This is a genomic window from Humibacillus xanthopallidus, assembly GCF_006717145.1.
Lineage (GTDB): Bacteria > Actinomycetota > Actinomycetes > Actinomycetales > Dermatophilaceae > Humibacillus > Humibacillus xanthopallidus.
On record NZ_VFQF01000002.1, the window covers coordinates 1,329,157 to 1,353,815 of the forward strand.

The following is a 24,659-nucleotide window of genomic DNA, read 5'->3' on the forward strand; positions in this document are numbered from 1 at the left end:
GACGCGAGTGCTCGCGGGTGGGAGCATCGGCACATGGGTGAGCTCACGGCATACCTGGAGTCGTTGCCCTCGCCGCAGCGCGAGGCGCTCGAGCACGTCGTCGACGCGGCCCGGCGTGCGGCGCCCGACGCGGAGGAGGGTCGCAGCTACGGCATGGCGGCCCTCCGGCTCGCGGGCAAGCCGCTCGTCGGGGTGACGGCGTCGGCGCGCCACCTCTCGCTCTTCCCGTTCAGCCCCGCGGTGGTCGAGGCCGTCGCCCCCGACCTCGGGGGCTACAGCCTGTCGAAGGGCACGATCCGCTTCACCGTGGACCAGCCGCTGCCCGACGGGGTCGTCGAGCGCGTCGTCGACCTGAGGCGCGCTGAGATCGAACGCTGAGATCGAACGCTGACGCCGGCGCCCCCGGTTCGAGGTGATGCCGCACCCCACGTGGGTGGCGGGATCACCTCCAACGAGGTATGCCGTGGGGCTGGTGGAGGTGATGGCGGGCCTCACGTGAGTGGCGGGATCACCTCGACCCGAGGCCTTGGGACGGCGCGCACGATAGCGCCCGGCCCGATTTCAGGGAAGTGCCCCCTGTGGCGTATTCTTGTGCGTTGGGTGTCGTGTGCCTCGACGCCTGACTCGCGCCTGTGCTTGCACGGGCAGATACGGCACGCCCCAAGGTCGGTCCACTCCGGGTCGACCACCAACAGATTGACGGAGGATATGGCCAAGAAGGACGGTGTCATCGAGATCGAGGGCACGATCGTCGAGGCTCTCCCGAACGCGATGTTCCGGGTGGAGCTCACCAACGGTCACAAGGTGCTCGCACACATCTCGGGCAAGATGCGCCAGCACTACATCCGGATCCTCCCTGAGGACCGGGTCGTGGTGGAGCTCTCGCCCTATGACCTGACCCGCGGTCGGATCGTCTTCCGCTACCGCTGATCACCAGGCCGGCTCGCACCGCTCGCGCGGAGCGGACCGGCATGCGTGTGAAGCACCTCCTGACAAAACCCAGCTCCTGCTCGTCCGGGCCCCGGCCCGAGGCGGACAGGAGCGCGATCTGAAGACAGCAGGCAGATGAAGGTTCAGCCGAGCGTCAAGAAGATCTGCGACAAGTGCAAGGTGATCCGCCGCAATGGTCGGGTCATGGTGATCTGCGAGAACCTGCGCCACAAGCAGCGCCAGGGCTGAGCAGAGCCACCACCCTCGCCGTCGACAGACCTTTCGACAGCACGCAACAAGTGAATGAATGCAGCACCCGGCCCCTGATGACCGACCGTCGTGTCGGCGCAGGACGTCACCCCCGGCACGGAGGCCGGGGACCGGAGGACCGCCCTTCTGTGCGGCGGTCCACGAACCCGGATCGGTGACTGCTCCAGACCTCCGCGAAACAGAATCCAGGAGAACCACCAACATGGCTCGTCTTGTTGGAGTCGACCTTCCGCGTGACAAGCGCGTCGAGGTCGCACTGACCTACATCTTCGGTGTCGGTCGCACCCGTTCCAAGGAGGCGCTGGTTGCGACCGGCGTCGACCCCAACACCCGCGTCAAGGACCTCGGTGAGACCGAGCTCGTTGCGCTTCGTGACTTCCTCGAGGGCAACTACCGCCTCGAGGGTGACCTTCGCCGTGAGGTGCAGGCCGACATCCGCCGCAAGGTCGAGATCGGTTCCTACGAAGGTCTCCGTCACCGTCGTGGTCTCCCCGTGCGCGGTCAGCGCACGAAGACCAACGCGCGCACCCGCAAGGGCCCGAAGCGCACTGTGGCCGGCAAGAAGAAGGCCAAGTGATCCTGATCGAGATCGCCCCGGCGAGCTCATCAGCGGTCCACACCGACATTCAGTTCTGACGTAGGAGAAAAATGCCTCCCAAGGCTCGTGTGACGAAGGTTCGTCGCAAGGAGAAGAAGAACGTTGCCCACGGGCACGCTCACATCAAGAGCACGTTCAACAACACCATCATCTCGATCACGGACCCCACGGGTGCTGTGATCGCGTGGGCCTCTGCCGGCCAGGTCGGCTTCAAGGGCTCGCGCAAGTCCACCCCGTTCGCTGCCCAGATGGCCGCCGAGGCTGCTGCCCGGCGCGCCATGGAGCACGGCATGCGCAAGGTCGACGTCTTCGTGAAGGGCCCGGGCTCGGGCCGCGAGACGGCGATCCGTTCGCTCACCGCCACCGGCCTGGAGGTCGGCGCGATCAGCGACGTCACGCCCACGCCGCACAACGGTGTCCGCCCGCCCAAGCGCCGTCGCGTCTGATCCCGGCCTGAGCGAGAGAGAGAACTAGACACATGGCTCGTTACACCGGCCCGATCACCAAGAAGTCCCGCCGCCTCAAGATGGACCTCGTCGGCGGCGACAAGAACTTCGAGCTCCGTCCCTTCCCGCCCGGCCAGCACGGCCGTCGCCGGATCCAGGAGAAGGAGTACCTCACCCAGCTTCAGGAGAAGCAGCGCGCCCGCTTCACCTACGGCGTCATGGAGAAGCAGTTCGTCCGGTACTACAAGGAGGCGGCCCGCCGCCCCGGCAAGACCGGCGAGAACCTGCTCCAGATCCTCGAGACCCGTCTCGACAACGTCGTCTACCGCGCGGGCCTGGCCCGCACGCGTCGTCACGCCCGTCAGCTCGTGACCCACGGTCACTTCGAGGTCAACGGCGTGCGCGTCGACGTGCCCTCCTACCGCGTCGAGCAGTACGACATCATCACGGTCCGCAAGCAGTCGGTCGAGACCTTCCCGTTCGAGCTGGCTCGCCAGACGTTCGGCGAGCGTCCCATCCCGGCCTGGATGCAGGTCGTCCCCGGTTCGCTCCAGGTGCTCATCCACCAGCTCCCGGTGCGCGCCCAGATCGACAGCCAGCTCACCGAGCAGCTCATCGTCGAGCTCTACTCCAAGAACTGACCACCCCTCGGGGTCCGTATGCCGCCGAGCCCGCTCGGCGGCATACGGGATCAGTTCGCCAGGGGCTGGGGTCGCAGACAGAGCCGACCCCACCCGCCCGGATCGCGACCGGGCAGTTTCACGAGGCGTCATATGGCGGTCGCCCGTGGGAAGGAAATGAACAGTGCTCATCGCACAGCGTCCCGTGCTCTCCGAAGAGGTCGTGGTCGAGAACCGCAGCCGCTTCACCATCGAGCCGCTCGAGCCCGGCTTCGGCTACACGCTCGGCAACTCCCTCCGTCGCACCCTGCTCTCGAGCATCCCGGGCGCGGCGGTCACCTCCATTCGCATCGACGGCGTGCTCCACGAGTTCTCGACCGTGCCGGGTGTGAAGGAGGACGTCACCGAGATGATCCTCAACATCAAGGGCCTCGTCGTCTCCTCGGAGCACGACGAGCCGGTCGTCATGTACCTGCGCAAGCAGGGCCCGGGCGCCGTCACCGCTGCCGACATCACGCCCCCGGCGGGTGTCGAGGTACACAACCCCGACCTGCACATCGCGACGCTCAACGACAAGGGCAAGCTCGAGATGGAGCTGACCGTCGAGCGTGGCCGTGGCTACGTCTCCGCGCAGCAGAACAAGTCCGGTGACCAGGAGATCGGCCGCATCCCGGTCGACTCGATCTACTCGCCCGTGCTCACCGTGACCTACAAGGTCGAGGCGACACGTGTCGAGCAGCGCACCGACTTCGACAAGCTCATCGTCGACGTCGAGACGAAGAACTCGATGACGCCGCGTGACGCCATGGCCTCGGCCGGCAAGACGCTCGTGGAGCTCTTCGGTCTGGCGCGCGAGCTCAACGTCGAGGCCGAGGGCATCGACATGGGCCCGTCGCCGACGGACGCGGCGCTCGCCGCCGACCTGGCGCTGCCGATCGAGGACCTCGACCTCACGGTTCGTTCCTACAACTGCCTGAAGCGCGAGGGCATCCACACCGTGGGTGAGCTCGTGAGCCGTAGCGAGGCCGACCTGCTCGACATCCGCAACTTCGGTGCGAAGTCGATCGACGAGGTCAAGGCCAAGCTCGTCGGCATGGGTCTGGCCCTCAAGGACAGCCCTCCCGGGTTCGACCCGTCGGCCCTCGTCGACAACTACGACTACGACGACACCGACCTCGACGACGTGGCGTCGCTCGAGGACGAGCAGCTCTGACCGACCGCTTGTTGACCCAGTCGCGCTGCGCAGCCTGACGGCAGCAGCGGCGAGGTCAGACCTTCTAGGAGAAACGAAATGCCCACCCCCACCAAGGGTCCCCGCGTCGGTGGCGGCCCCGCCCACGAGCGGCTCATCCTCGCGAACCTCGCGACGTCGCTCTTCGAGCACGACAGCATCACGACGACCGAGGCGAAGGCCAAGCGTCTTCGTCCGCTCGCCGAGCGTCTCATCACCTTCGCCAAGCGCGGCGACCTGCACGCTCGTCGTCGGGTCATGACCGTCGTGCGTGACAAGGGTGTCGTCCACCGTCTCTTCGCCGAGATCGCCCCTGACATGGCGGTCCGCGAGGGTGGCTACACCCGCATCACGAAGATCGGCGCCCGCAAGGGCGACAACGCCCCCATGGTCGTCATCGAGCTCGTCCGCGAGCCGCTGTCGGCCAAGAAGGCGACGGTCAAGGAGGCCGAGGGCGCGACCCGTCGTGCCGCCAAGCAGGAGGAGGCCAAGGCCGCCGCTGCGGAGACCAAGGCCGCCGAGGACGCCGAGAAGGTCGAGTCCAGCGAGACGACCGAGGCTGCCGCTGCGCTGCCCGAGGGCGCCGTCGCCGCGAACGAGGACGGCTCGTCGCCCGACGAGGCCTACACGGTCAAGGGCAACGCCGACTCGGGCAAGTACCACGAGGCCGACGGTCAGTGGTACGACCAGACGATCGCCGAGTTCTGGTTCAAGTCCGCCGAGGACGCTGAGAAGGCCGGCTTCACGAAGGCCGGCGCCAGCTCCTGAGGCTGACCCACGCAAATCGACAGAGCAGTTCGTCCCGCACGGGACGGACTGCTCTGTCGTTTGTGGGCCGATGAACTGCTCTCTCGAGGGGTGGGGGGGTGCGTCCTTCCTGATCGAGAGAGCATTCCGTCGGTCTGGGAGTGCCGACGAACTGCTCTCTCGATTGGTGGGGGTGGGGGGGCGTCCTTCCTGGCCGAGAGAGCACTCCGTCGGTCTGGGAGTGCCGACGAACTGCTCTTTGGATTGTGGTGTGGGGTGGGCGTTAGGCTGCGGCGGCATGAGTGAGACGAGGTCCCCGGTGCTGCGCGTGCGGCTGGACCTCGCCTACGACGGGACCGACTTCTCGGGGTGGGCGCAGCAGCCGGGGCTGCGCACCGTCGAGGGCACCCTGTCCTCGGCCCTCGCCACCGTGCTGCGTCTGCCGGAGCCGGCCCGCCTCACCGTGGCCGGGCGCACCGACGCCGGCGTGCACGCCCGCGGTCAGGTCGTGCACCTCGACGTGCCCTCTGACGCCTGGGCGGCTGTGCCGGGGCGCTCGGACCGGACCTCCAGCGCTGCGCTCGTCTCGCGCCTCGCCGGCGTGCTGCCCACCGATGTCGTCGTGCGACGCGCGACTGAGGTGCCCCAGGCCTTCGACGCGCGCTTCGCCGCCCTCGAGCGGCGCTACCTCTATCGCCTCGTCGGCGTCGACGGCCCGCGTGACCCGCTGCGGCGGCGCGACACCGTGTGGTGGCGCCGGCCGCTCGACGTCGACGCGATGGACGAGGCAGCACGAGGGCTCGTCGGCCTGCGCGACTTCGCGGCCTTCTGCAAGCGCCGCGAGGGTGCGACGACGACCCGGACCCTGCTCGAGTTCACGTGGCAGCGGCTCGACGACGGGGTGCTCGCCGCGACGGTCCGGGCCGACGCCTTCTGCCACTCGATGGTGCGCTCTCTCGTCGGTGCCGTCGTGCCCGTGGGGGAGGGGCGCCGCGAGGTCACCTGGCCGCAGACGCTCCAGGAGCGCGCCGTGCGGGCCCCCGAGGTCCTCGTCATGCCGCCACACGGCCTCAGCCTCGAGCAGGTGCTCTACCCCGCCGACGACGAGCTCGCCGCGCGCGCCCGTGTCGCGCGGTCGCGGCGCGACAGTGCCGACGACGAGGCGTCGAGCGCCGTGGTCAGCGGGCCGCAGAGCCTGTGATTGACTCCTCCCATGCGTGACCGATCGCCCCGACGCCGCTCCCGGTCAGGGCGCGGGGTCGCGCGCACGCGCTGGTCGGCCGTCTCGCTGCTGACCGTCGCCCTCGTGCTCACCGGCTGCTCGAAGGACCCGGCCGCGACCACGGCCGCCACCGCCGCAGCCTCCTCGACCGGGGCGACGCCGGCCACCCCGGCGACCTCGCCCACAGGCGCCACGACGACGGAGAGCACCCAGAGCGACGTCGTGCGGGCCCGTTCCGGCGACTTCGGGGTCGTGCCCCCAGAGGCCTGGGCCGAGGCGACCGACCGGGCCGGCGACATCGCGGGACTCGACCTAGTGCTGCTCTCGTCGCGCAAGGTCGCGGGCTTCGGCACCAACCTCGTCGTGCTCACCTCGGCAGGTGACGACGCCTCCGCCGAGGCAGAGATCGCCAAGGGCCGCGAGCAGATGGGTGCCGCCGGGCGCACCGTCTCCGAGACCCCCGACAAGCAGGTCGCCGGGGCGACGGCGCGAGGTTTCCAGACCGCCTTCGAGCAGAACGGCGTCAAGGTCGTTGCACGGTCCTACGGCCTCGCCCGCGGCGGCAAGGTCTACCTGCTCACCCTCAGCTCGGCCGAGCAGGAGGCCGACCACGCGATGACCGAGCTCGACGAGATCCTCGCCTCGTGGACGTGGTCGTGACCGCCGCCGCGTCTCGAGCGGGCGTTAACGGCGTGACGCGCCCCCACGGCATACGTCAGGCTTGACCCTCGTGGGCCACGTCGACGTCAACTCCATCTCCTTCAGCCTGCCGGACGGCAGGCCGCTCCTGAACGACGTCTCGATGCGGGTGGGCGAGGGCGCCAAGGTCGCCCTCATCGGCCCGAACGGCACGGGCAAGACGACCCTGACCCGCATCATCGCCGGCGACCTCGACGCGCACGAGGGCGCGGTCACCCGCTCGGGCGGGCTCGGCGTCATGCGCCAGTTCATCGGCAAGGTGCGCGACGACACGACGGTGCGCGACCTGCTCGTCTCGGTCGCTCCCACACGCATCCGCGAGGCAGCCGAGGAGATCGACCGCACCGAGATGCTCATGATGGAGCGCGACTCCGAGGACGACCAGATGGCGTATGCCCACGCCCTCGTCGAGTGGGGCGAGGCCGGGGGCTACGAGCAGGAGACCATCTGGGACCAGTGCACGATGGCGGCGCTGGGCATCCCGTACGAGCAGTCGCAGTGGCGCAAGGTCACGACGCTCTCGGGCGGCGAGCAGAAGCGGCTCGTCCTCGAGGCGCTCCTGCGCGGGCCCGAGGAGGTGCTGCTGCTCGACGAGCCCGACAACTACCTCGACGTGCCGACGAAGCGCTGGCTCGAGGAGGCGCTCGTCACGAGCCCCAAGACGGTGCTGTTCATCAGCCACGACCGGGAGCTGCTCGACCGGGTGGCGACCCGCATCGCGACCCTCGAGCCGGGCGCGGCAGGCGCGACCCTCTGGGTGCACCCCGGACGCTTCTCGACCTACGCGCAGGCGCGCGACGACCGCAACGCCCGGCTCGAGGAGCTCCGCCGCCGCTGGGACGAGGAGCACGTCAAGCTCAAGACCCTCGTACAGACGCTCAAGGTCAAGGCGAAGTACAACGACGGCATGTCGTCGCGCTACCAGGCGGCCCAGACTCGGCTGGCGAAGTTCGAGCAGGCGGGTCCGCCCGAGGAGACGCCGATGACGCAGTCCGTCAAGATGCGCCTCACGGGCGGTCGCACGGCCAAGCGGGCGATCGTCGCGACGGACCTCGAGCTCACCGGCCTGATGAAACCCTTCGACCTCGAGGTCTGGTACGGCGAGCGGGTCGCGATCCTCGGCTCGAACGGCTCGGGCAAGTCGCACTTCCTGCGCCTGCTCGCGTCGGGCGGCACCGATCCGGAGCGGGAGCACCAGCCGGTCGGTGACGTGCGGCCGACCGCCGTCGACCACACCGGAGTGGTCCGGCTCGGCTCGCGTGTGCGGCCGGGATGGTTCGCCCAGACCCACGAGCACCCGACCCTGCTCGGCCGGACCCTCCTCGAGATCCTGCACCGCGGTGACGAGCACCGCGACGGCAAGCCTCGCGAGGAGGCCGCCCGCGCGCTCGACCGCTACGAGCTGGCTCGGTCGGGTGAGCAGACGTTCGAGTCGCTCTCCGGCGGCCAGCAGGCCCGCTTCCAGATCCTGCTGCTCGAGCTCTCGGGGGCGACCCTGTTGCTGCTCGACGAGCCGACCGACAACCTCGACCTCCAGTCCGCCGAGGCGCTCGAGGAGGGGCTGGCCCGTTTCGAGGGCACCGTCATGGCGGTGACCCACGACCGCTGGTTCGCCCGGGGCTTCGACCGCTACCTCGTCTTCGGCTCGGACGGCCGGGTCTACGAGTCGCCGGAGCCGGTCTGGGACGAGAAGCGGGTCGTGCGGCCCCGCTGACGTGGCGCTCCTGCGGGAGTAGCGTCGCAGGATGACCCTGCGCTCGATCGATGCCGGTGTGGTCGCGGCCCCGATGGCCGGCGGGGCCTCGACCCCTGATCTCGTCGCCGCCGTCGGCGAGGCGGGTGGCTTCGGCTTCCTCGCCGGCGGCTACCTCACCACCGAGCAGCTCGCGGCGCAGGTGGCGGGGGTCTGGGACCTCACCTCGCGGCCCTTCGGGGTCAACCTCTTCGTCCCCGACACCGCCAACGTGTATGCCGTCCGGTCCGGCGGTCTGACGGGCGCCGACCGCGCCTCCGCGGTCGCCGCCTACCGCGAGTCGCTGGCAGCCGACGCGGCGGCGCTCGGCGTGGAGCCGGGGGAGCCGCGCCCGGGCGACACCGACGACTGGGAGCGCAAGCTCGACCTCGTCGTTCGCGAGCGGGTGACGGCCGTGTCCTTCACCTTCGGGCTGCCCTCTGCGGCGGTCATCGGCGAGCTGGCTCGCGCCGGCAGCGAGAGCGTCGTCACCGTGACCGATGTCGACGAGGCGCGAGCCGCGCTCGAGGCCGGCGTCGACGGACTCTGCGTCCAGGGCGTGGAGGCCGGTGGTCACCGGGGCACCCTCGACCCGACCTCGGTTCCGGACGACTCCGACCTCGCCGCTCTCGTCGAGGGGGTGCGGCAGACGGCCTGGGACCTCGGCCGTGACGACGTCGTCATCATGGCGGCGGGCGGCATCACGACACGTCACCGTGCCGATGCCGTGCGTGCGGCGGGCGCCGACGCGGTCCAGGTCGGCACGGCGTTCCTGCTCACCCCGGAGGCAGGCACCGGCCTCGCCTACCGCCGCGCCCTGAGCGACGCGGCATACGGCAGCACGCGCGTCACCCGCGCCTTCTCCGGGCGCCTGGGGCGCTGTCTCGAGACCGACTTCGTGCGCCGGCACGATGAGCAGGCCCCGGCGGCCTACCCCGAGCTGCACCACGTGACCGTGCCGCTGCGACGGGCATCGGCGCAGGCGGACAAGCCCGACGTCGTGGCGCTGTGGGCCGGCACCGGCTGGCGTGCCGCCCGAGCTGTGCCGGCCGCGACCGTCGTCGCCGGGTTGGCTCGATAAGCGCGCGAGCCCGCTGAGCGCTGGCCCGTCGACGCTGGGTCCTGGGCCTCGGCTACGCGGTGCACGGGTCGCGCCATCCGACCGGAGGAGAGTGCCCCGCGGGCGGGCCCGGCGGCATACGGTGTGGCCCATGCCCTCAGCCCAAGGAAACCTCACGTGGCAGCTCGCCACCGACCGCCCCCACCTGCTCGCCGAGCCCGTCGCGGCGGCGCTCGACCAGGTGGTGGGAGCGCGAGTCGCCGAGATCGATGCGGAGCTCGCCGACACGGCGGCCTTCTGCGCGGCCTACGACGTCGCTCCGGAGGCCTCGGCCAACTGTGTCGTCGTGGAGGGCCGTCGTGGTGAGGAGGTGACGCTCGCGGCAGTCATGGTGCTCGCGACTGACCGGGCCGACATCAACCGCGTCGTGCGGCGTCACCTCGGCGTCCGCAAGATCTCGTTCGCCGACCAGGCTCGGGCGCAGGAACTGACCGGGATGCAGCAGGGAGGCATCACGCCGGTCGGGCTGCCCGAGGGCTGGCCGGTGCTCGTCGACGCGAGGGTCGTCGCGGCGGGGCCGGTCGTCATCGGCGCAGGAGTGCGGGGGGCGAAGCTGCTCGTGCACGGCTCGGCGCTCGCCGACCTGCCGGGCGCCGTGGTGCTCGAGCTCGCCATGACCTGAGCCGGGGACGGCTCGGGCCCCCGGCGTCATGCGTGTCGGTCAGCTGGGTCAGTCCGGTCAGCCCCGGTCAGCCCCGGTCAGCCCCGGTCAGCCCCGGTCAGCCTGCAACGTCCCACAGGAGGCGGGACCGCTCGGAGGCGGTGGTGCCACCCCAGATGCCGAAGGTCTCGGGAACGCGCATCGCGTGCTCGAGGCAGGCGCGGGCGACGGGGCACTCGCTGCAGATGGCCTTCGCGGCCTCGGTCTGCTCGCGGCGCTGGATCTGACCCATGTCGGGGTCGTCCACGAAGAACTGCTCGGCGTCCTTGCCGCGGCACAGGCCCTGCTCCTGCCACTCGTACGAGCTGTAGACGGGCCGGGGGAGACGAGTGACGGTCATGGCTTCCTCCACGTGATCCGGAGCGGCGACCCTGCGCTGAAGTTGTGCAGTGATCTTGTGCACTGAACTTACGCAGAACTCGTGCCATTGCACAAGATGGCTGCGCAAGTTTATTGTGGGCTCTGCCTGCAGAGAATCGGGTCGCACAGTCGTGCCGTCCGAGGATCCCCGCCGGCGAGCGCAGGAGTGGTGATGAGGGATGACTGACGACGTGGGTGGAGCGCGCGACGGGCAGCACCACGAGCACGGGGGGCGACTGCAGCCCCCGAGGTATGCCGCACGGCCCGTCGACGAGGGCGCCGTGGAGTCCGAGGGTGGCCGAGCCGGCGGTGTCGAGGGGCCAGGCGCCGGCAGCGCAGCTCCGACTGCCCGTGACGACGTGCCGGTGCTCAGCTGGCCGGTGGGCGCGGTCGCCGACCGGCTCGGGGTCTCGACCTCGACCCTGCGCTCGTGGGAGCGGCGCTACGGCCTCGGCCCCACGCACCGCACGGGTGGGAACCACCGGCGCTACGGCCCGGTCGACCTGCAGCGCGTCCAGCTCATGACACGTCTCACTGCCGCAGGCATCCCCGCCCAGGCCGCCGCCGAGAGCGTGACGGCCATGCCGCCCGAGGAGGTCGCGCGTCGCCTCGGATCCACTGCCGACGGCGGCGCGCCCGAGTCGTCCGCGGCGCGGGCGGCACGAGAGTCGGTGGGCGGGGTCCTCGACGACGACGCGGCGGATGAGGGCATCGAGAGCGTCTTCGGGCCGGTGCGGGCTGCCGCGCTGGCGGGCGGGGCGGCCACCGACGAGGGCACGGTCGATGCGATCCTCTCGGCAGCGCGCGAGCTCGACGCCACCGGCCTGCTGCACCTCTACCGCCAGACGTTGCGCCGCCTCGACTTCGCCGACGCCTGGTCGGGAGTCTTCGCCCCGTCACTGCGCGCCATCGGCGAGCGCTGGGGCGAGGGGTCCCTCGGCATCGAGTCCGAGCACCTTGCGAGCGAGCTGCTCCAGGGCGAGCTGCGCGGGGTCGTGCGGGCCAACCGCTTCCGCATGTCAGGCACGCCGGTGCTCCTCGGCAGCGCCGACGACGAGCAGCACCACCTGCCCCTGCTCGCCGTCGAGGCGGAGCTCGCCCGGCACGGCGTGTCGAGCCTGCTCCTCGGACCCCGGGTGCCTGTCCGAGCCCTGGCGAAGGCGCTCGACCGGGCGCGTCCGCCGGCGGTCTTCATCTGGGCGTCGCTGCGGCGGCTGCCGACAGAGCCGCTGTGGGAGATGGTCGAAAGCCTCGACTGGCCGCTCACCGTCGTCATCGGCGGCCCCGGCTGGCCGCCCGAGGTGACCGGGCTCCGCGGCTCGGCCTCGGTGGTGCACGCGACGGACCTCGGCACGGCCGTGGGGCAGATCGTGCCCGTCGCGCGACCCTGACCGGAGGTCGAGCCGCCACCACCACGCCATGGCGGAATGGATGCGGCGGAGGCGGTCGCACGGCCGCAACGATCCAGCCATGGCGGCGCTCTTGCGGTTTCGGTGCAAGGCAGCGCTGACAAGAACGCAAGAAGTGCGCCACTTCTGAAAATTCTTGCAGCCAGATCTGGCGCATGGTGCAAAAGGGGGGATACGGTTCCCTCTGGTCGGTGCGCCTCCAGGGTGTCCGGCCAGCCCCTGCACCACGCCCTGCACGAAGGAGTGCGCATGCGCCGTCGCCCGGCCACGACCGCCGTCAGCCTCACCGCCCTGGTCCTTGCCGGACTGGCGGTGCCGATCACCGGCACGGCGGCCCGGGCCGCGGAGCCGGCCCGCACCGCGACCCTCGTCGGCTCGCTCCAGGACGAGCTCGGCTGCCCGGGTGACTGGCAGCCCACCTGCACGGCGACCGACCTCATCCGCGAGGGCGACACGACGACGTACTCGCAGGTGTTCACCCTGCCGAAGGGCTCCTACGAGCTCAAGGTCGCGATCAACCACTCGTGGGACGAGAGCTATGGCCAGGGCAGCGGCAACGTGCCCCTCGTGCTGGGCGGCACCGCGAAGCTGAAGTTCACCTACGACGACGCGACGCACGCCATCGGCATCACCCCGCTCGAGCTCGCGGGACCGGCGACGCCCGCCGACGCCAAGCTCGCCACGGCCGCGCTGCGTGAGCTCGCGACGCGGGAGCGCTTCTACTTCGTCATGGCCGACCGCTTCGCCAACGGCGACTCGGGCAACGACCAGGGCGGCCTCACCGGCAGCCGTCTCGAGACGGGCTACGACCCCACCGACGCGGGGTTCTACCACGGTGGTGACCTCAAGGGCGTCACGCAGAAGCTCGACTACATCAAGGGTCTCGGCACGACCGCCATCTGGCTGACGCCGTCCTTCAAGAACCGCCCCGTGCAGGGCAGCGGCTCCGACGCGAGCGCGGGCTACCACGGCTACTGGGTCACCGACTTCACCCAGATCGACCCGCACCTCGGCACCAATGCCGAGATGAAGGCCCTCATCGCCGCGGCGCACGCCAAGGGGATGAAGGTCTACTTCGACATCATCACCAACCACACCGCCGACGTCGTCGACTACGAGGGCGGCAAGCACGGCTACATCTCCAAGGAGACCGCGCCCTACAAGGCGGCCGACGGCACCGTCTTCGACGACGCCACGGTGGCGGGCAAGCCGATGTGCGCAGGGACCCAGGCGGCATACCCCGACTGCTTCCCCCCGCTGTCGGCGGCCACGTCCTTCCCGTACAAGCCGGTCTTCCGCACCGACGCCGACAAGACCGTCAAGGTGCCGGCCTGGCTCAACGACCCGACGATGTACCACAACCGCGGCGACTCGACCTTCGCCGGCGAGTCCTCGAGCTACGGTGACTTCGTCGGTCTCGACGACCTCTTCACCGAGCGCTCCGACGTCGTCACCGGCATGGAGGACATCTACAAGAGCTGGGTCGACTTCGGCATCGACGGCTTTCGCATCGACACGGTCAAGCACGTCAACATGCAGTTCTGGCAGTCCTTCTCGCCGGCGATCCTGAAGCACGCCAAGGAGATCGGCAAGCCCGGCTTCAACATGTTCGGCGAGGTCTTCGACAGCAACCCGGCCTACATGAGCCAGTTCACGACGACCGGCAAGCTGCCGGCGACCCTCGACTTCGGCTTCCAGAGCGCGGCGCTCGGCTTCGCCCAGGGCAAGGCGACCACCGGGGTGCGTGACCTCTTCGCGGGTGACGACTACTACACCGACACCGACTCGAACGCCTACGAGCTGCCGACCTTCCTCGGCAACCACGACATGGGCCGCATCGGGGCGATGCTGCTCGGCGGCAGCTACGACAACGCAGACGCCGCCCAGCGCAAGAACCTCCTCGACCGCACCGAGCTCGCGAACTCCCTGATGTTCCTCACGCGCGGCAACCCGGTCGTCTACTACGGCGACGAGCAGGGCTTCACCGGTCCGGCAAGCGGGTTCGACGACAAGCGCGCCCGTCAGGACATGTTCGGCTCGAAGACCTCCATCTACCAGGACGACGTCGTCATCGGCAGCCCTGACCTCCAGGGCGACGGGGCGCACTACTCGACGAGCGTTCCGCTCTACCAGCACATCAAGCAGCTCGCGGCCCTGCGCCAGGCCCACCCGGCGCTCGCCGACGGCGCGCAGATCCACCGCTACGCCTCCGACGCAGCCGGCATCTACGCCTTCAGCCGCATCGACAAGTCGGCCAAGCGCGAGTACGTCGTCGCGACGAACAACGCGACGAGCGCGAAGTCGGCGACCTTCGAGACGTTCTCGGCCGGCGCGAAGTTCGTTCCGCTGCTCGGCGGCTCGGGCGACCTGCGCGCCGACAAGGCCGGCCGCGTGACCGTCACGCTGCCGCCGCTGTCGGTCGCCGTCTACCGGGCGAACGCGACGATGACCGCGTCGCCGGCGGCCCCCGCCATCTACCCGACCTCGCCGAGCGCCGGTGGCGTCGTCGGTGGTCGCGCCGAGATCGGCGCCGCCGTGCCCGCCAACACCTTCGCCGAGGTCAGCTTCCTCTACCGTCCGGTCGGCACGAGCACGTGGACGCCGATCGGCACCGACGACAACGCCCCCTACCGCGTCTTCCACGACGTCAGTGGCATGGCCAAGGGCACCCTGCTCGAGTACCGGATGGTGGCCAAGGACATCTCCGGCCGGGTCTCCGCGACCTCGACCTACGGCATCGTCGGCGAGCCGCAGACCTCCGGTGGTGGCGGGGGCGGCGGCGTCGGCCCCGTCACCCAGCCGCAGAACGTCAGCGTCCCCGGCAACCACAACTCGGAGATGGGGTGCCCGGGTGACTGGCAGCCCGACTGCTCCCAGGCGCAGCTCACGCTCGACGCCAAGGACGAGATCTGGAAGGGCACCTACACCATCCCGGCCGGCGACTACGAGTACAAGGCCGCGATCAACAAGAAGTGGGACGAGAACTACGGGGCCGGCGCAGTCTCCAACGGCGGCAACATCGCCTACAAGGCCCCGGGCGGCTCGGTCACGTTCTACTACGACCACCGCACCCACTGGGTGACGAGCACCGCGCAGGGCCCGATCATCACGGCGCCCGGCAGCTTCCAGAGCGAGCTCGGCTGCCCGGGAGACTGGGCGCCGGACTGCATGCGCTCGTGGCTGCAGGACCCCGACGGTGACGGCACCTACACCTTCAGCACCGACCAGATCCCGGCCGGCAACTACGAGTTCAAGGTCGCGGTCGGCCTGAGCTGGAACGAGTCCTACCCGGCCAACAACGTCGCCTTCTCGGTGCCGGCGGACGGCGTCGTCACGACGATCACGTACAAGACGTCGGACCACACAGTCACCGTCAAGACCTCCAAGGCCGGGGCTGCTCCCGACCTGACGAAGGCCAAGGCGTTCATCGTCGGCCCCGACCTCGTGGCCTGGCCGGCCTCGGCCCTGCCTGCGGGAGTCGACCCGGCCACGCTGAAGTGGCGGCTGCACTGGTCGGCTGACGGCGGTCTCGCCGTCGACGCCGAGGCCGTGACCGGCGGATCCGTCGCGTCGCTCACCCGCGACCCCGCTGGGCTGCCCGCCTCGCTCGTCGCGGCGCACCCCGAGCTCAAGGGAGCCGTCGCTCTGCGCCTCGACCAGAGGACGGCGAAGCAGCTGCCCGAGATCCTCAAGGGCCAGGTGGCGGTCGCGATGTACGACTCCACGGGCAAGCTGCTCGACGCGACCGGCGCACAGACCGCGATCGCCCTCGACAGCCTGTATGCCGCGAAGGCAGCGACCCGCTCCTACGGCGTCAGCTTCACGGGTGGCAAGGTCGGCTTCAGCCTGTGGGCCCCGACCGCCCAGTCCGCGACACTGCTCACCTGGCCGGCGGGCTCGCCCGACCAGCCTGCGAGCGCTGCCCGGCGCGTGGCGATGACCCGCGCCGACGACGGCTCGTGGTCGGCGTCTCTGCCGTCCTCGGCCAGGAACGTGCGCTACCTCTTCGAGGTCAAGGTCTACGCACCGAGCACCGGCAAGGTCGAGACCAACCTCGTCACCGACCCGAACTCCGTTGCGCTGACGCTGAACTCGACAAGGTCGGTGGCGGTGGACCTCAAGGACACGGCATACATGCCCTCGGCGTGGCGCACGGCCAAGGCGCCGGCGCTCGCGAAGGACGTCGACTCGACGATCTACGAGCTGCACATCCGTGACTACTCGATGAGCGATGCCAAGGTGCCGGCCGCCAAGCGCGGCAGCTACCTCGCGTTCGCCGAGAACGGCGACGGCCGCACGCACCTCAAGGAACTCGCCAAGGCGGGCCTCAACACGGTGCACCTGCTGCCGAGCTTCGACATCGCCTCGATCGAGGAGGACCCGGCCAAGCAGCAGACGCCGCAGTGCGACCTCGCGTCCTACGCCCCGGACAGCACCGAGCAGCAGAAGTGCGTCGGTGCCGTGGCGAGCAAGGACGCCTTCAACTGGGGCTACGACCCCTACCACTACAGCGTGCCGGACGGCTCGTATGCGTCGAGCGCCGCTGCGGCAGATGGCGGTTCGCGGGTCGCGGAGTTCCGCACGATGGTCGGTGCCCTCCACGAGGACGGCCTGCGGGTCGTGCTCGACGAGGTCTTCAACCACACGGCGGCCTCGGGCCAGGCCGACAAGTCGGTGCTCGACAAGGTCGTGCCCGGCTACTACCAGCGGCTCAACGCGATGGGCGCCGTCGAGACCTCGACGTGCTGCCAGAACGTCGCCACCGAGCACGCGATGGCGCAGAAGCTCATGGTCGACTCGGTCGTCATGTGGGCCAGGGACTACAAGGTCGACGGCTTCCGCTTCGACCTCATGGGTCACCACAGCAAGGCCAACATGCTTGCCGTGCGATCGGCCCTCGACGCCCTCACCCCCCAGAAGGACGGGGTCGACGGCAAGGCCATCTACCTCTACGGCGAGGGCTGGAACTTCGGCGAGGTCGCGAACAACGCGCTGTTCGTCCAGGCGACGCAGGGCCAGCTCGGCGGCACCGGCATCGGGACCTTCAGCGACCGGCTCCGTGACGCCGTGCGCGGCGGTGGACCGTTCGACGAGGACCCGCGCAAGCAGGGCTTCGGCTCCGGCGAGGCGACCGACGACAACGGCGCGGTCGACAAGGACGGCAAGCCCGTCAACGTCGACGCGGCCGGGCGACTGGCCCACGACACCGACCTCGTGCAGCTCGGTCTCGCGGGCAACCTGCGGACCTTCACCTTCCGCAGCCAGGCAAGCGGGTCGGTCGTCAAGGGCACCCAGGTCGACTACAACGGGTCGCCGGCCGGCTACGCCGACGAGCCCGACGAGGTCATCAGCTACGTCGACGCGCACGACAACGAGACGCTCTTCGACTCGCTGACGTACAAGCTGCCCGTCGCGACGACGATGAAGGACCGGGTGCGCATGAACACCCTGTCGCTCGCGACGACCGCTCTCGCGCAGACGCCGTCGTTCTGGCACGCGGGCGCCGACCTGCTGCGCAGCAAGTCGCTGAACCGCGACAGCTACGACAGCGGCGACTGGTTCAACCGGCTCGACTGGACGGGCGTCGACAACGGCTTCGGCCACGGGCTGCCGCCCGAGGCGCAGAACTCCGCGAAGTGGTCGTTCATGAAGCCGCTGCTCGCGAACCCGGCCCTCAAGCCGGCCGCGAGTGACGTCAAGCAGGCGAGCGCGATGGCGGAGGACCTGCTCAAGCTGCGCTTCAGCTCGCCGCTCTTCCGCCTGGGCAGCGCCGCGGCGATCAACGCCAAGGTCAGCTTCCCGGTGTCGGGCACGGCCGACGCTCACCAAGGTGTCATCGTCATGCGCATCGACGACACCGTGGGCGCCGACGTCGACCCCGCCCTGCGCGGCGCGGTCGTGGTGTTCAACGCGACGCCGTCGTCGGTCTCGCAGAAGGTGGCAGGCCTCACCGGGCAGGTGCGCCTCAGCCCGGTGCAGGCGAACGGCGCCGACAGCGTCGTCAAGCAGGCGGCATACGACGCCGGCACGGGCGCCCTCACGGTGCCGGCACGCACGGTGGCCGTCTTCGTCCAGCCGAACTGAGGCTGCTCGGCTGGCTCACACGGCCCTCGGCTCCCGGTCTCCCGGGAGTCGAGGGCCGTGCTATACCCTTAGGGGTATGCCAGAGGTCGACGTGCCTGCCGTCTCAGACCGATCCCGGGTGCCCGACGCCGAGGTCCGCTGGTGAGGGGCCTCTCGCAGGCGCCTCGGCTCGGTGACGCGAACTCCCGCGTGGCCGTCTCTGCACCGGGCAGGTGGCCTGTGCGCCGCGTGTGGTCAGGACTCGGCGTCCTGGCCGCGCTCGTCCTGCTCGTCGGGGTGGGGCCGGGCTGGGCGTTCGCCACCCAGCCGCTCTGGTCGGTCGTCACGCTCGGAGCGCTCGCCGCGGCCTCGGCTGCGCTGGCGACCTTCGTGCCGCTGCCGGGGGAGGGCCTGCACGTGCACTTCGGCTGCGGGCCGTGCGCGGCCGTCGGGGGGCTGGCTGCCGTCGGCGGCGCCTGGCTCGCGCTGACCTCGTCGCACGACGGGGGCACCGCCTCTCTCGCGCTCGCCCTCGCCGGATTCGGGCTCGCCCGCCGGGTCACCGAGCCGCAGACCTGCGCCCGGCCGGTCTGAGGCCGCGGAGCGTCAGGCCCCCATCTGTCGCGAGGTGACGAGGCGGCATACGTTGGTCGGGTGACGACACGTGCGACGAACGACATGACCTATCGACAGCTCGGCGACAGCGGCCTCACCGTCTCGGCGGTCGGGTTGGGCTGCAACAACTTCGGGCGACGCCTCGACCAGGAGGGCACGACCGCGGTCGTCAGCGCGGCGCTCGACGCGGGCGTCACGCTCTTCGACACAGCCGACATCTACGGACTCGGTGCGAGTGAGGAGCTGCTCGGGGTGGCTCTTGGCAAGCAGCGCGAGAACGTCGTGGTGGCAACGAAGTTCGGCATGGACATGCAGGGCGCCAACGGGCCCGACTGGGGTGTGCGCGGCTCGCGGCGCTACATCCGCACAGCCGTCGAGGCGAGCCTTCGCCGGCTCGGCACCGACTGGATCGACCTCTACCAGCTGCACCGTCCCGACCCGCACACGCCGATCGGCGAGACCCTCGCCGCGCTCGACGAGCTCGTGCGCGAGGGCAAGGTGCGCTACATCGGCAGCAGCAACCTGACGGGCTGGCAGGTCGTCGACGCCGACTGGACCGCCCGCAGCGCCGGCACCGAGCGCTTCGTCTCTGCCCAGAACGAGTACTCCCTGCTCGAGCGCGACGTCGAGGACGAGCTCGTGCCCGCGTGCGAGCACGTCGGGGTCGGCCTGCTGCCCTTCTTCCCGCTCGCGTCGGGTCTGCTCACCGGCAAGTACCGTCGGGGCCAGGCCGCGCCCGAGGGGAGCAGGCTCGCGTCGATGAGCGAGCGGCTCGACGCCGCCGACTGGGACACCATCGAGCGCCTCGAGGGGTATGCCGCCGAGCGGGGTCTGCGCCCCATCGACGTCGCCATCGGTGGGCTCGCGGCCCAACCGGCCGTGGCGTCGGTCATCGCCGGGGCGACCACGGCCGAGCAGGTGCTCGACAACGTGCGCGCCGGCTCGTGGCAGCCCAGCGTCTCCGACCTCGCCGCCCTCGACGAGATCACCCAGCAACCCTGACCCGCGCATTGGGTGCTGCCGCTGGGCAGCGCCGCGCTCCCGTTGCGCAACACACCGAGCAATCACCAACTCCGCGCGGTATGCCTCGCGGAGTTGGTGATTGCTCGGTGTGTTGGCGGTTCGGAGGTGAGTGGCTGGGGGCCCAGGGGGTGGCTTTGACGGCGGGGCCACTCGACTGTGACGGCCGATCACTCGACCGGGATGACGGCGCCGCTGGTCCGGGGGAGGACGGCGTGCTTCCGCTCGGCGCGGCGGGCGGGGAGGTAGAAGAGCGCGCCGACGATGCTCACCGCCCCGGCGGCCACCATGGCGACCTGCGTCGAGGTCTGCTCGGCGAGCAGGCCGAGCAGCGGCGCGCACACCCCGAACGCCGCGAAGGCGACCATGGAGTTCATCGACAGCACCGTGGCGCGGTTGCCGGCTCTGGCCTCGCGGTGCAGCAGGGCGGCGTGCATCGGCCCACCGGAGCCGTGCAGCAGGTAGGTCACCGAGTAGGCGGCGATGAGCGCGGCCGGGCCGGCCACGAGCCCCATGACGAGGGCGCCGAGGCCGTTGAGCACGCGCGCCAGGATCGCGGTGCGGGCCACGCCGACCCGGCGGCTCGTCCAGCCGGCGAGCGCGGCGCCGACGGCGAAGACCGCCCAGCCTCCGGCCGCGACCGGGCCCATGATGGCTCCGGCCCGCTCCTCGCCGCCGACGAGCTCGGCGAGCCGGATCGGCTGGAAGGTCTCGAAGACGATCATCGCGACCGACCAGAAGACCTCGACGACGATGATGCCGCGAAGCACCCGGTTCGAGCGCAGCAGCCCCAGCCCGTCACGCACCACGGCCGGCGCCTCCTTCGCCGAGGCCGTCGCCCTCCGGAGCCCTGAGGAGTCGGCCCGCGGCCGGGGCTCCTTGAGCAGCGCGACGGTCGCAACGAGGTGCACGACGTTGAGGACCACGAAGACGACCACCGGCAGCAGCAGGGCCGAGGCGCCGGTGAAGGGGTGCCACCAGACGAGCGCCCCCGAGACGAGGGCTCCGGCCGCGATGCTCGACCCGAGCACGGTGCCCTGGGCTGCGAGCGACCCGTCGACGTCGGCTCCCGGCGTCGAGGCGTGCACCGTGTCGACGAACCACGCCTCGAGGGGCCCGGAGTCGAGCGCCCGGAAGACCCCCGTGAGCACTGCCGCCGCGAGGAAGGCCCAGAAGGACTGCGCCACGATGAGCACCGCACTCGACGCGACGTTGACGGCCGCCGCAGTGATGAAGACCGGCCGCCGGCCGAACGCGTCGGCGAAGCCGCTCGTCGGCAGCTCGAGGAAGAAGACCGTGAGTCCTGCCGCCGACGAGACCGTCAGCGACTGCGCCACCGAGAGCCCACGCTCGAGCTGCCAGAGGGTGAGCAGGCCGACGACGAGCCCGACCGGGAACCAGCGGGTGAAGCTCAGCGTGAGGAAGACCCGGCGTGCCGCGGCGGGGGACAGGACGGCATACCCGTGCTCGGCGGACATCAGCGGGATCCCCGTGTCGGGGGCCGGTCGAGGTCGAGGGGGTAGGCGAAGGCGTAGACCGCGATGCGTCGGGCCTGCGGGTTGCCCTGCCCGACGCGGCGATAGCGCTCGATGAGCTCCCACATCTCGGCGCGCAGCTCTTCGAGCGCCTCGGCCGTGACGAGCACCGAGGCGTCGCTCGAGCCGCACGCGTCCTGCCAGTCGGTCGGCCAGGTCGTCGAGACGTCGAGCCACTTGTCGTACTGCTCGCTGAAGTGCCTCGCGTAGTCGCGGGTCAGCCAGTTGAGGGCGGTCTCGGAGTCCTCGTCGCCGTCGAAGTCGCTCGGGTGCCACGAGTGGTACTCGGACGCGGCCCGCCACAGCCGCCGCTTGCCCTCGCCCTCCTCGGTGTCGCGCACGAGGCCCACGGACTCGAGCTTGCGCAGGTGGTAGCTCGTGGCGCCCGAGTTGGTGCCGAGGGTCGCCGCGAGGTCGGTGGCCGTCGCCGGCCCGCCCCGCCGCAGCGCCCCCAGTAGGCGTGAGCGCAGGGGGTGGGCGAGCACCCGCAGGCTCTCGGGCGTGAGCCAGAGGTTGTCGTCGTCAGACCCCTGCCCGGGCGGGGGAAGAGGGGGTCCAGAGGTGTCGCGTGCAGCCATACTGTGCACAATACCTCTGCACACTTCGTTTGCACAAGACTTGTGCACGAACGTCACCGGAGCGCATCTCCGCAGGTCAGGGCAGCATTCGCAGGGTCCTCACACCGATTTGGGCGCGACGTGCCCGACCCGTAAACTTGATCACTGTTGTGCCACACCGGCAAGCGAGCGCCCCGCCTCCCGACCTCCAGGCTGACCCAGCCGGAGCGAGACGGACGATCGGCGCGGGCCCGGCCACACGGCATACACACCAGCTCGACCACACCAGCAACGAAGGCAGACTCCATTGCGCACGTACACCCCGAAGCCCGGCGAGGTCACTCGCACGTGGCACGTCATCGACGCGACCGACGTCGTGCTCGGCCGGCTCGCCAGCCAGGCGGCCGTGCTGCTCCGCGGCAAGCACAAGCCGCAGTTCGCCCCGCACGTCGACACCGGTGACTTCGTCATCATCATCAACGCCGAGAAGGTCGCCCTGACCGGCGCCAAGCTCGAGCAGAAGAAGGCCTACCGCCACTCGGGCTTCCCGGGCGGTCTGCGGTCCACCTCCTACACCGAGCTGCTCGCCAAGAGCCCCGAGAAGGCCGTCGAGAAGGCCATCCGCGGCATGCTCCCGAAGAACTCGCTGGCCCGCCAGCAGCTCTCCAAGCTCAAGGTCTACCGCGGCGCGGAGCACCCTCACGCGGCCCAGCAGCCCGTCCCCTTCGAGATCACCCAGGTGGCGCAGTAAGCCCCGCGGCTGCTGCGTAGAAAGCGACAAGACACGTGACTGACATCGTGAACGAGGACGTCCTCGACACCGACGAGCCCGAGCTCACCGAGTACACCAGTGAGTCCTCGTCCGACTCCGCTCTGGGCGAGGCGCGGCGCACCCGCGAGGTCTCGACCCCCGGCGCCGCCACCGGCCGACGCAAGCAGGCCATCGCCCGCGTGCGCATCGTCCCGGGCACCGGCGAGTGGAAGATCAACGGCCGCACGCTCGACAGCTACTTCCCGAACAAGGTGCACCAGCAGATCGTCAAGGAGCCGCTGACGCTCCTCGAGCTCGACGGCTCGTACGACGTGCTCGTGCGCGTCCACGGTGGTGGCCCCTCCGGCCAGGCCGGCGCGGTGCGCCTCGGCGTCGCCCGCTCGCTCAACGGCATCGACGAGGAGCTCAACCGTCCCGCCCTCAAGAAGGCCGGCTTCCTCACCCGTGACCCCCGCGTCCCGGAGCGCAAGAAGGCCGGTCTCAAGAAGGCCCGCAAGGCTCCCCAGTACAGCAAGCGCTGACCTGGCTGCCCCCGCAGGTTGCGCGAAGGCCCCCGAGCACTGCTCGGGGGCCTTCGTCGTTTCCCGATGACGTATGCCGTCAGGCGGGGTCAGTGCCCCGTCAGCTCACCGTGGCGTGGCTGAGGTCGCACCGGTTGGTGTCGTTCGACCACGTCGCCTGCATCGCGAAGCTGCCGGTGGTCGTCGAGACGTTGCCCGCACCTCCGGCGCTCCCGGGCGAGATCCACGCGCACTCGTCGGCGTTCTCCTGGCCGGAGTAGGTGCGCGACGTCGTGTTCGTCCAGCCGCCGGCCGGGTTCTGGTCGGTGATCGTCTCGGCGTACTCGTGCCCCTCGACGATCGTGTAGCCGTCGTCGGTGCCGGCCGTGCCGCCGTTGACGAAGTTCTGGCCGCAGCTCGTGCCCATGTCCATGACGTAGGGCATGTTGGTGAAGGCGATGTCGCCGTAGGGGCTCGTCGAGCCGACGTAGGGGTCGCCGTTGTAGTCGTGCCATGCGCAGAAGTTGCCGCTCGCGGTGTTGAAGCCGTCGGGGTGCGTGCTGGTGGGCGAGAGGATGACGTACTGCGCGTCGCGGTTGAGCGTCGAGTCGGTGTTCTTGAAGTGGCCTGCCGCCTTCACGGCCTCGTCACCGAGCTGCTTGGCCGTGGCCTGGGACGGTGAGGCGACCGAGGAGTCGTACCAGACGCCCGCGAGGGCTCCGCCCGTCGGGTAGAGCACGTGGGATGCGCCGGACGGGCAGGACGTGGCGCCCTTGGCGACCGAGGGTCCGTCGCAGTACTGCGTCATGACGCCGGACCACGCCTCGCCTCCGGTGCCGAGGCCCTTGAAGAGGTTCTGGACCAAGGGCGCTCCCTTCTTGGTGTCCCCGGTGAAGGTGAGGTTGCCTGCGCTGTCGGTGCCCTGGGTGCCCCACTGGGTGCCGTAGAACACGAGGTAGACCTTCTCGGCACCCCCGCTCGTCACGCCGATGCCGTCGACGCCGCCACCGTAGGAGAGCGTCTTGGACGAGGTCGGCCTGGCTCCCTTGGTCTGGGCCTCCCAGCGGTGCATCTGGGTGTTGAGCTCGCGGGTCGGGACGGCGCCGTGGCGGTAGGGGTGGCCGTAGGCGGGGGAGTAGGGGTTGGTGACGCCACCTGACCCAGCCGTCGCGGAGGTGCTGCCGGTGCTCGCCGGTGCGGCGGAGGCGGTGGTGGCGAGGGTCGCTGTCAGGGTCGCTGCCATCGACAGGGCGGTGCAGGCGGTGACGGTGACAGCAGCCAGCCGCCGGGATCGAGAGCTCATGAAGGTCCTTCCCGAAGAGATCCCGCCACGGGCGCGGGGGAATGCGCTCATCGTCATGCCGTCCGTCTGGGGATGGGATGTGTGCAACCTGCCAGTTTCCGGGGTGCGCCATGGGCTGAAGTGTCTAGCGGCGCCCCGAATGTGCGTTTCGACCCACAGGCTGCTCCCACGGGCCGCCGAGGTGGCTCCGAGGTGCGGTGGGGGTATCGTCGTCCGAGCACATGATCCGGGCGGCCATCCGAGGCGCCT

Annotated in this window: 23 protein-coding genes; 19 read left to right on the top strand and 4 right to left on the bottom strand. The window is 70.4% G+C overall.

Features of this window, described 5'->3' with window-relative positions:
- Nucleotides 1–33 precede the first annotated feature (33 nt).
- The 13 genes from FHX52_RS16840 (at nt 34) to FHX52_RS16900 (ending at nt 10,237) form a co-directional block, all read left to right on the top strand.
- A complete protein-coding gene (locus FHX52_RS16840) occupies nt 34–378 on the top strand; it encodes an iron chaperone (protein WP_141823450.1) in 345 nt (114 codons plus the stop codon).
- A 330-nt stretch (nt 379–708) separates the two neighbouring features.
- On the top strand, nt 709–930 hold the full coding sequence (gene infA / locus FHX52_RS16845) for a translation initiation factor IF-1 (protein WP_006946284.1): 222 nt from the start codon (nt 709–711) through the stop codon (nt 928–930).
- A gap of 135 nt (nt 931–1,065) precedes the next feature.
- On the top strand, nt 1,066–1,179 hold the full coding sequence (rpmJ, locus tag FHX52_RS16850; protein WP_006592630.1) for a 50S ribosomal protein L36: 114 nt from the start codon (nt 1,066–1,068) through the stop codon (nt 1,177–1,179).
- A gap of 223 nt (nt 1,180–1,402) precedes the next feature.
- Nucleotides 1,403–1,777, top strand: coding sequence for a 30S ribosomal protein S13 (rpsM, locus tag FHX52_RS16855; protein WP_141823451.1), 375 nt, complete (start codon nt 1,403–1,405; stop codon nt 1,775–1,777).
- A gap of 71 nt (nt 1,778–1,848) precedes the next feature.
- Entirely contained in the window at nt 1,849–2,244 is a 396-nt protein-coding gene (rpsK, locus tag FHX52_RS16860; RefSeq protein WP_020143208.1) for a 30S ribosomal protein S11, read from the top strand.
- Between the two features lie 32 nt (nt 2,245–2,276).
- Nucleotides 2,277–2,885 (top strand): 30S ribosomal protein S4, encoded by a 609-nt coding sequence (gene rpsD, locus FHX52_RS16865; protein ID WP_141823452.1) that lies wholly within the window; start codon nt 2,277–2,279, stop codon nt 2,883–2,885.
- A 163-nt stretch (nt 2,886–3,048) separates the two neighbouring features.
- A complete protein-coding gene (locus FHX52_RS16870; RefSeq protein WP_141823453.1) occupies nt 3,049–4,077 on the top strand; it encodes a DNA-directed RNA polymerase subunit alpha in 1,029 nt (342 codons plus the stop codon).
- 78 nt (nt 4,078–4,155) lie between these two features.
- A complete protein-coding gene (gene rplQ / locus FHX52_RS16875; protein WP_141823454.1) occupies nt 4,156–4,863 on the top strand; it encodes a 50S ribosomal protein L17, sunset domain variant in 708 nt (235 codons plus the stop codon).
- A gap of 277 nt (nt 4,864–5,140) precedes the next feature.
- Nucleotides 5,141–6,043 (top strand): tRNA pseudouridine(38-40) synthase TruA, encoded by a 903-nt coding sequence (truA, locus tag FHX52_RS16880; protein ID WP_141823455.1) that lies wholly within the window; start codon nt 5,141–5,143, stop codon nt 6,041–6,043.
- Nucleotides 6,044–6,055: 12 nt separating this feature from the next.
- On the top strand, nt 6,056–6,724 hold the full coding sequence (locus tag FHX52_RS16885; protein WP_141823456.1) for a hypothetical protein: 669 nt from the start codon (nt 6,056–6,058) through the stop codon (nt 6,722–6,724).
- A gap of 70 nt (nt 6,725–6,794) precedes the next feature.
- Nucleotides 6,795–8,477: an ABC-F family ATP-binding cassette domain-containing protein gene (locus FHX52_RS16890; RefSeq protein WP_141823757.1), complete on the top strand. Its 1,683-nt coding sequence runs from the start codon at nt 6,795–6,797 to the stop codon at nt 8,475–8,477.
- A gap of 31 nt (nt 8,478–8,508) precedes the next feature.
- The gene (locus tag FHX52_RS16895) at nt 8,509–9,576 is read left to right on the top strand and encodes an NAD(P)H-dependent flavin oxidoreductase (RefSeq protein WP_141823457.1); all 1,068 of its coding nucleotides are present in this window, start codon (nt 8,509–8,511) and stop codon (nt 9,574–9,576) included.
- 130 nt (nt 9,577–9,706) lie between these two features.
- On the top strand, nt 9,707–10,237 hold the full coding sequence (locus FHX52_RS16900) for a YbaK/EbsC family protein (protein WP_141823458.1): 531 nt from the start codon (nt 9,707–9,709) through the stop codon (nt 10,235–10,237).
- Between the two features lie 97 nt (nt 10,238–10,334).
- Here the strand turns inward: FHX52_RS16900 and FHX52_RS16905 are convergent, their stop codons facing one another.
- The gene (locus tag FHX52_RS16905) at nt 10,335–10,616 is read right to left on the bottom strand and encodes a WhiB family transcriptional regulator (protein ID WP_141823459.1); all 282 of its coding nucleotides are present in this window, start codon (nt 10,614–10,616) and stop codon (nt 10,335–10,337) included.
- 199 nt (nt 10,617–10,815) lie between these two features.
- Between FHX52_RS16905 and FHX52_RS16910 the strand changes: the two genes are divergently transcribed.
- The 4 genes from FHX52_RS16910 (at nt 10,816) to FHX52_RS16925 (ending at nt 19,725) form a co-directional block, all read left to right on the top strand.
- Nucleotides 10,816–12,027, top strand: a complete 1,212-nt coding sequence (locus FHX52_RS16910; RefSeq protein WP_141823460.1) for a MerR family transcriptional regulator — start codon at nt 10,816–10,818, stop codon at nt 12,025–12,027.
- A 267-nt stretch (nt 12,028–12,294) separates the two neighbouring features.
- Complete coding sequence (gene pulA / locus FHX52_RS16915; RefSeq protein ID WP_141823461.1) at nt 12,295–18,129, top strand: pullulanase-type alpha-1,6-glucosidase; 5,835 nt, start codon at nt 12,295–12,297, stop codon at nt 18,127–18,129.
- Between the two features lie 228 nt (nt 18,130–18,357).
- Nucleotides 18,358–18,702 carry a hypothetical protein gene (locus FHX52_RS16920; protein ID WP_185747339.1) on the top strand — a complete coding sequence of 115 codons (345 nt, stop codon included), beginning with the start codon at nt 18,358–18,360 and terminating at the stop codon, nt 18,700–18,702.
- 84 nt (nt 18,703–18,786) lie between these two features.
- Entirely contained in the window at nt 18,787–19,725 is a 939-nt protein-coding gene (locus tag FHX52_RS16925; RefSeq protein ID WP_141823758.1) for an aldo/keto reductase, read from the top strand.
- A gap of 188 nt (nt 19,726–19,913) precedes the next feature.
- Here FHX52_RS16925 and FHX52_RS16930 read toward each other — a convergent pair whose 3' ends face one another.
- Together FHX52_RS16930 and FHX52_RS16935 are read right to left on the bottom strand one after the other, a co-directional pair.
- Nucleotides 19,914–21,221 (bottom strand): MFS transporter, encoded by a 1,308-nt coding sequence (locus FHX52_RS16930; RefSeq protein WP_141823463.1) that lies wholly within the window; start codon nt 21,219–21,221, stop codon nt 19,914–19,916.
- Nucleotides 21,221–21,856, bottom strand: coding sequence for a winged helix-turn-helix domain-containing protein (locus FHX52_RS16935; RefSeq protein WP_141823464.1), 636 nt, complete (start codon nt 21,854–21,856; stop codon nt 21,221–21,223). Before FHX52_RS16935 ends, FHX52_RS16930 begins: the two co-directional genes overlap by 1 nt.
- A 286-nt stretch (nt 21,857–22,142) precedes the next feature.
- On the opposite strand from FHX52_RS16935, the gene rplM reads away from it, so the two are divergent.
- Together rplM and rpsI are read left to right on the top strand one after the other, a co-directional pair.
- Complete coding sequence (gene rplM / locus FHX52_RS16940; RefSeq protein WP_026864111.1) at nt 22,143–22,586, top strand: 50S ribosomal protein L13; 444 nt, start codon at nt 22,143–22,145, stop codon at nt 22,584–22,586.
- A 35-nt stretch (nt 22,587–22,621) separates the two neighbouring features.
- Nucleotides 22,622–23,128, top strand: a complete 507-nt coding sequence (gene rpsI, locus FHX52_RS16945; RefSeq protein ID WP_141823465.1) for a 30S ribosomal protein S9 — start codon at nt 22,622–22,624, stop codon at nt 23,126–23,128.
- Between the two features lie 100 nt (nt 23,129–23,228).
- On the opposite strand, the gene FHX52_RS16950 is transcribed toward rpsI, so the two are convergent.
- A complete protein-coding gene (locus tag FHX52_RS16950; protein WP_246070068.1) occupies nt 23,229–24,410 on the bottom strand; it encodes a hypothetical protein in 1,182 nt (393 codons plus the stop codon).
- Between the last annotated feature and the right edge of the window lie 249 nt (nt 24,411–24,659).

Coding starts and splice junctions, on each gene's coding strand:
- rpsD (WP_141823452.1), top strand. CDS start 2,277: ATGGCTCGTTACACCGGCCCGATCACCAAGAAGTCCCGCCGCCTCAAG.
- FHX52_RS16930 (WP_141823463.1), bottom strand. CDS start 21,221: ATGTCCGCCGAGCACGGGTATGCCGTCCTGTCCCCCGCCGCGGCACGC.
- rpmJ (WP_006592630.1), top strand. CDS start 1,066: ATGAAGGTTCAGCCGAGCGTCAAGAAGATCTGCGACAAGTGCAAGGTG.
- FHX52_RS16840 (WP_141823450.1), top strand. CDS start 34: ATGGGTGAGCTCACGGCATACCTGGAGTCGTTGCCCTCGCCGCAGCGC.
- FHX52_RS16895 (WP_141823457.1), top strand. CDS start 8,509: ATGACCCTGCGCTCGATCGATGCCGGTGTGGTCGCGGCCCCGATGGCC.
- infA (WP_006946284.1), top strand. CDS start 709: ATGGCCAAGAAGGACGGTGTCATCGAGATCGAGGGCACGATCGTCGAG.
- FHX52_RS16925 (WP_141823758.1), top strand. CDS start 18,787: ATGACCTATCGACAGCTCGGCGACAGCGGCCTCACCGTCTCGGCGGTC.
- rpsM (WP_141823451.1), top strand. CDS start 1,403: ATGGCTCGTCTTGTTGGAGTCGACCTTCCGCGTGACAAGCGCGTCGAG.
- FHX52_RS16910 (WP_141823460.1), top strand. CDS start 10,816: ATGACTGACGACGTGGGTGGAGCGCGCGACGGGCAGCACCACGAGCAC.
- FHX52_RS16935 (WP_141823464.1), bottom strand. CDS start 21,856: ATGGCTGCACGCGACACCTCTGGACCCCCTCTTCCCCCGCCCGGGCAG.
- pulA (WP_141823461.1), top strand. CDS start 12,295: ATGCGCCGTCGCCCGGCCACGACCGCCGTCAGCCTCACCGCCCTGGTC.
- FHX52_RS16900 (WP_141823458.1), top strand. CDS start 9,707: ATGCCCTCAGCCCAAGGAAACCTCACGTGGCAGCTCGCCACCGACCGC.
- FHX52_RS16905 (WP_141823459.1), bottom strand. CDS start 10,616: ATGACCGTCACTCGTCTCCCCCGGCCCGTCTACAGCTCGTACGAGTGG.
- truA (WP_141823455.1), top strand. CDS start 5,141: ATGAGTGAGACGAGGTCCCCGGTGCTGCGCGTGCGGCTGGACCTCGCC.
- rpsK (WP_020143208.1), top strand. CDS start 1,849: ATGCCTCCCAAGGCTCGTGTGACGAAGGTTCGTCGCAAGGAGAAGAAG.
- FHX52_RS16885 (WP_141823456.1), top strand. CDS start 6,056: ATGCGTGACCGATCGCCCCGACGCCGCTCCCGGTCAGGGCGCGGGGTC.
- FHX52_RS16950 (WP_246070068.1), bottom strand. CDS start 24,410: ATGAGCTCTCGATCCCGGCGGCTGGCTGCTGTCACCGTCACCGCCTGC.
- rplQ (WP_141823454.1), top strand. CDS start 4,156: ATGCCCACCCCCACCAAGGGTCCCCGCGTCGGTGGCGGCCCCGCCCAC.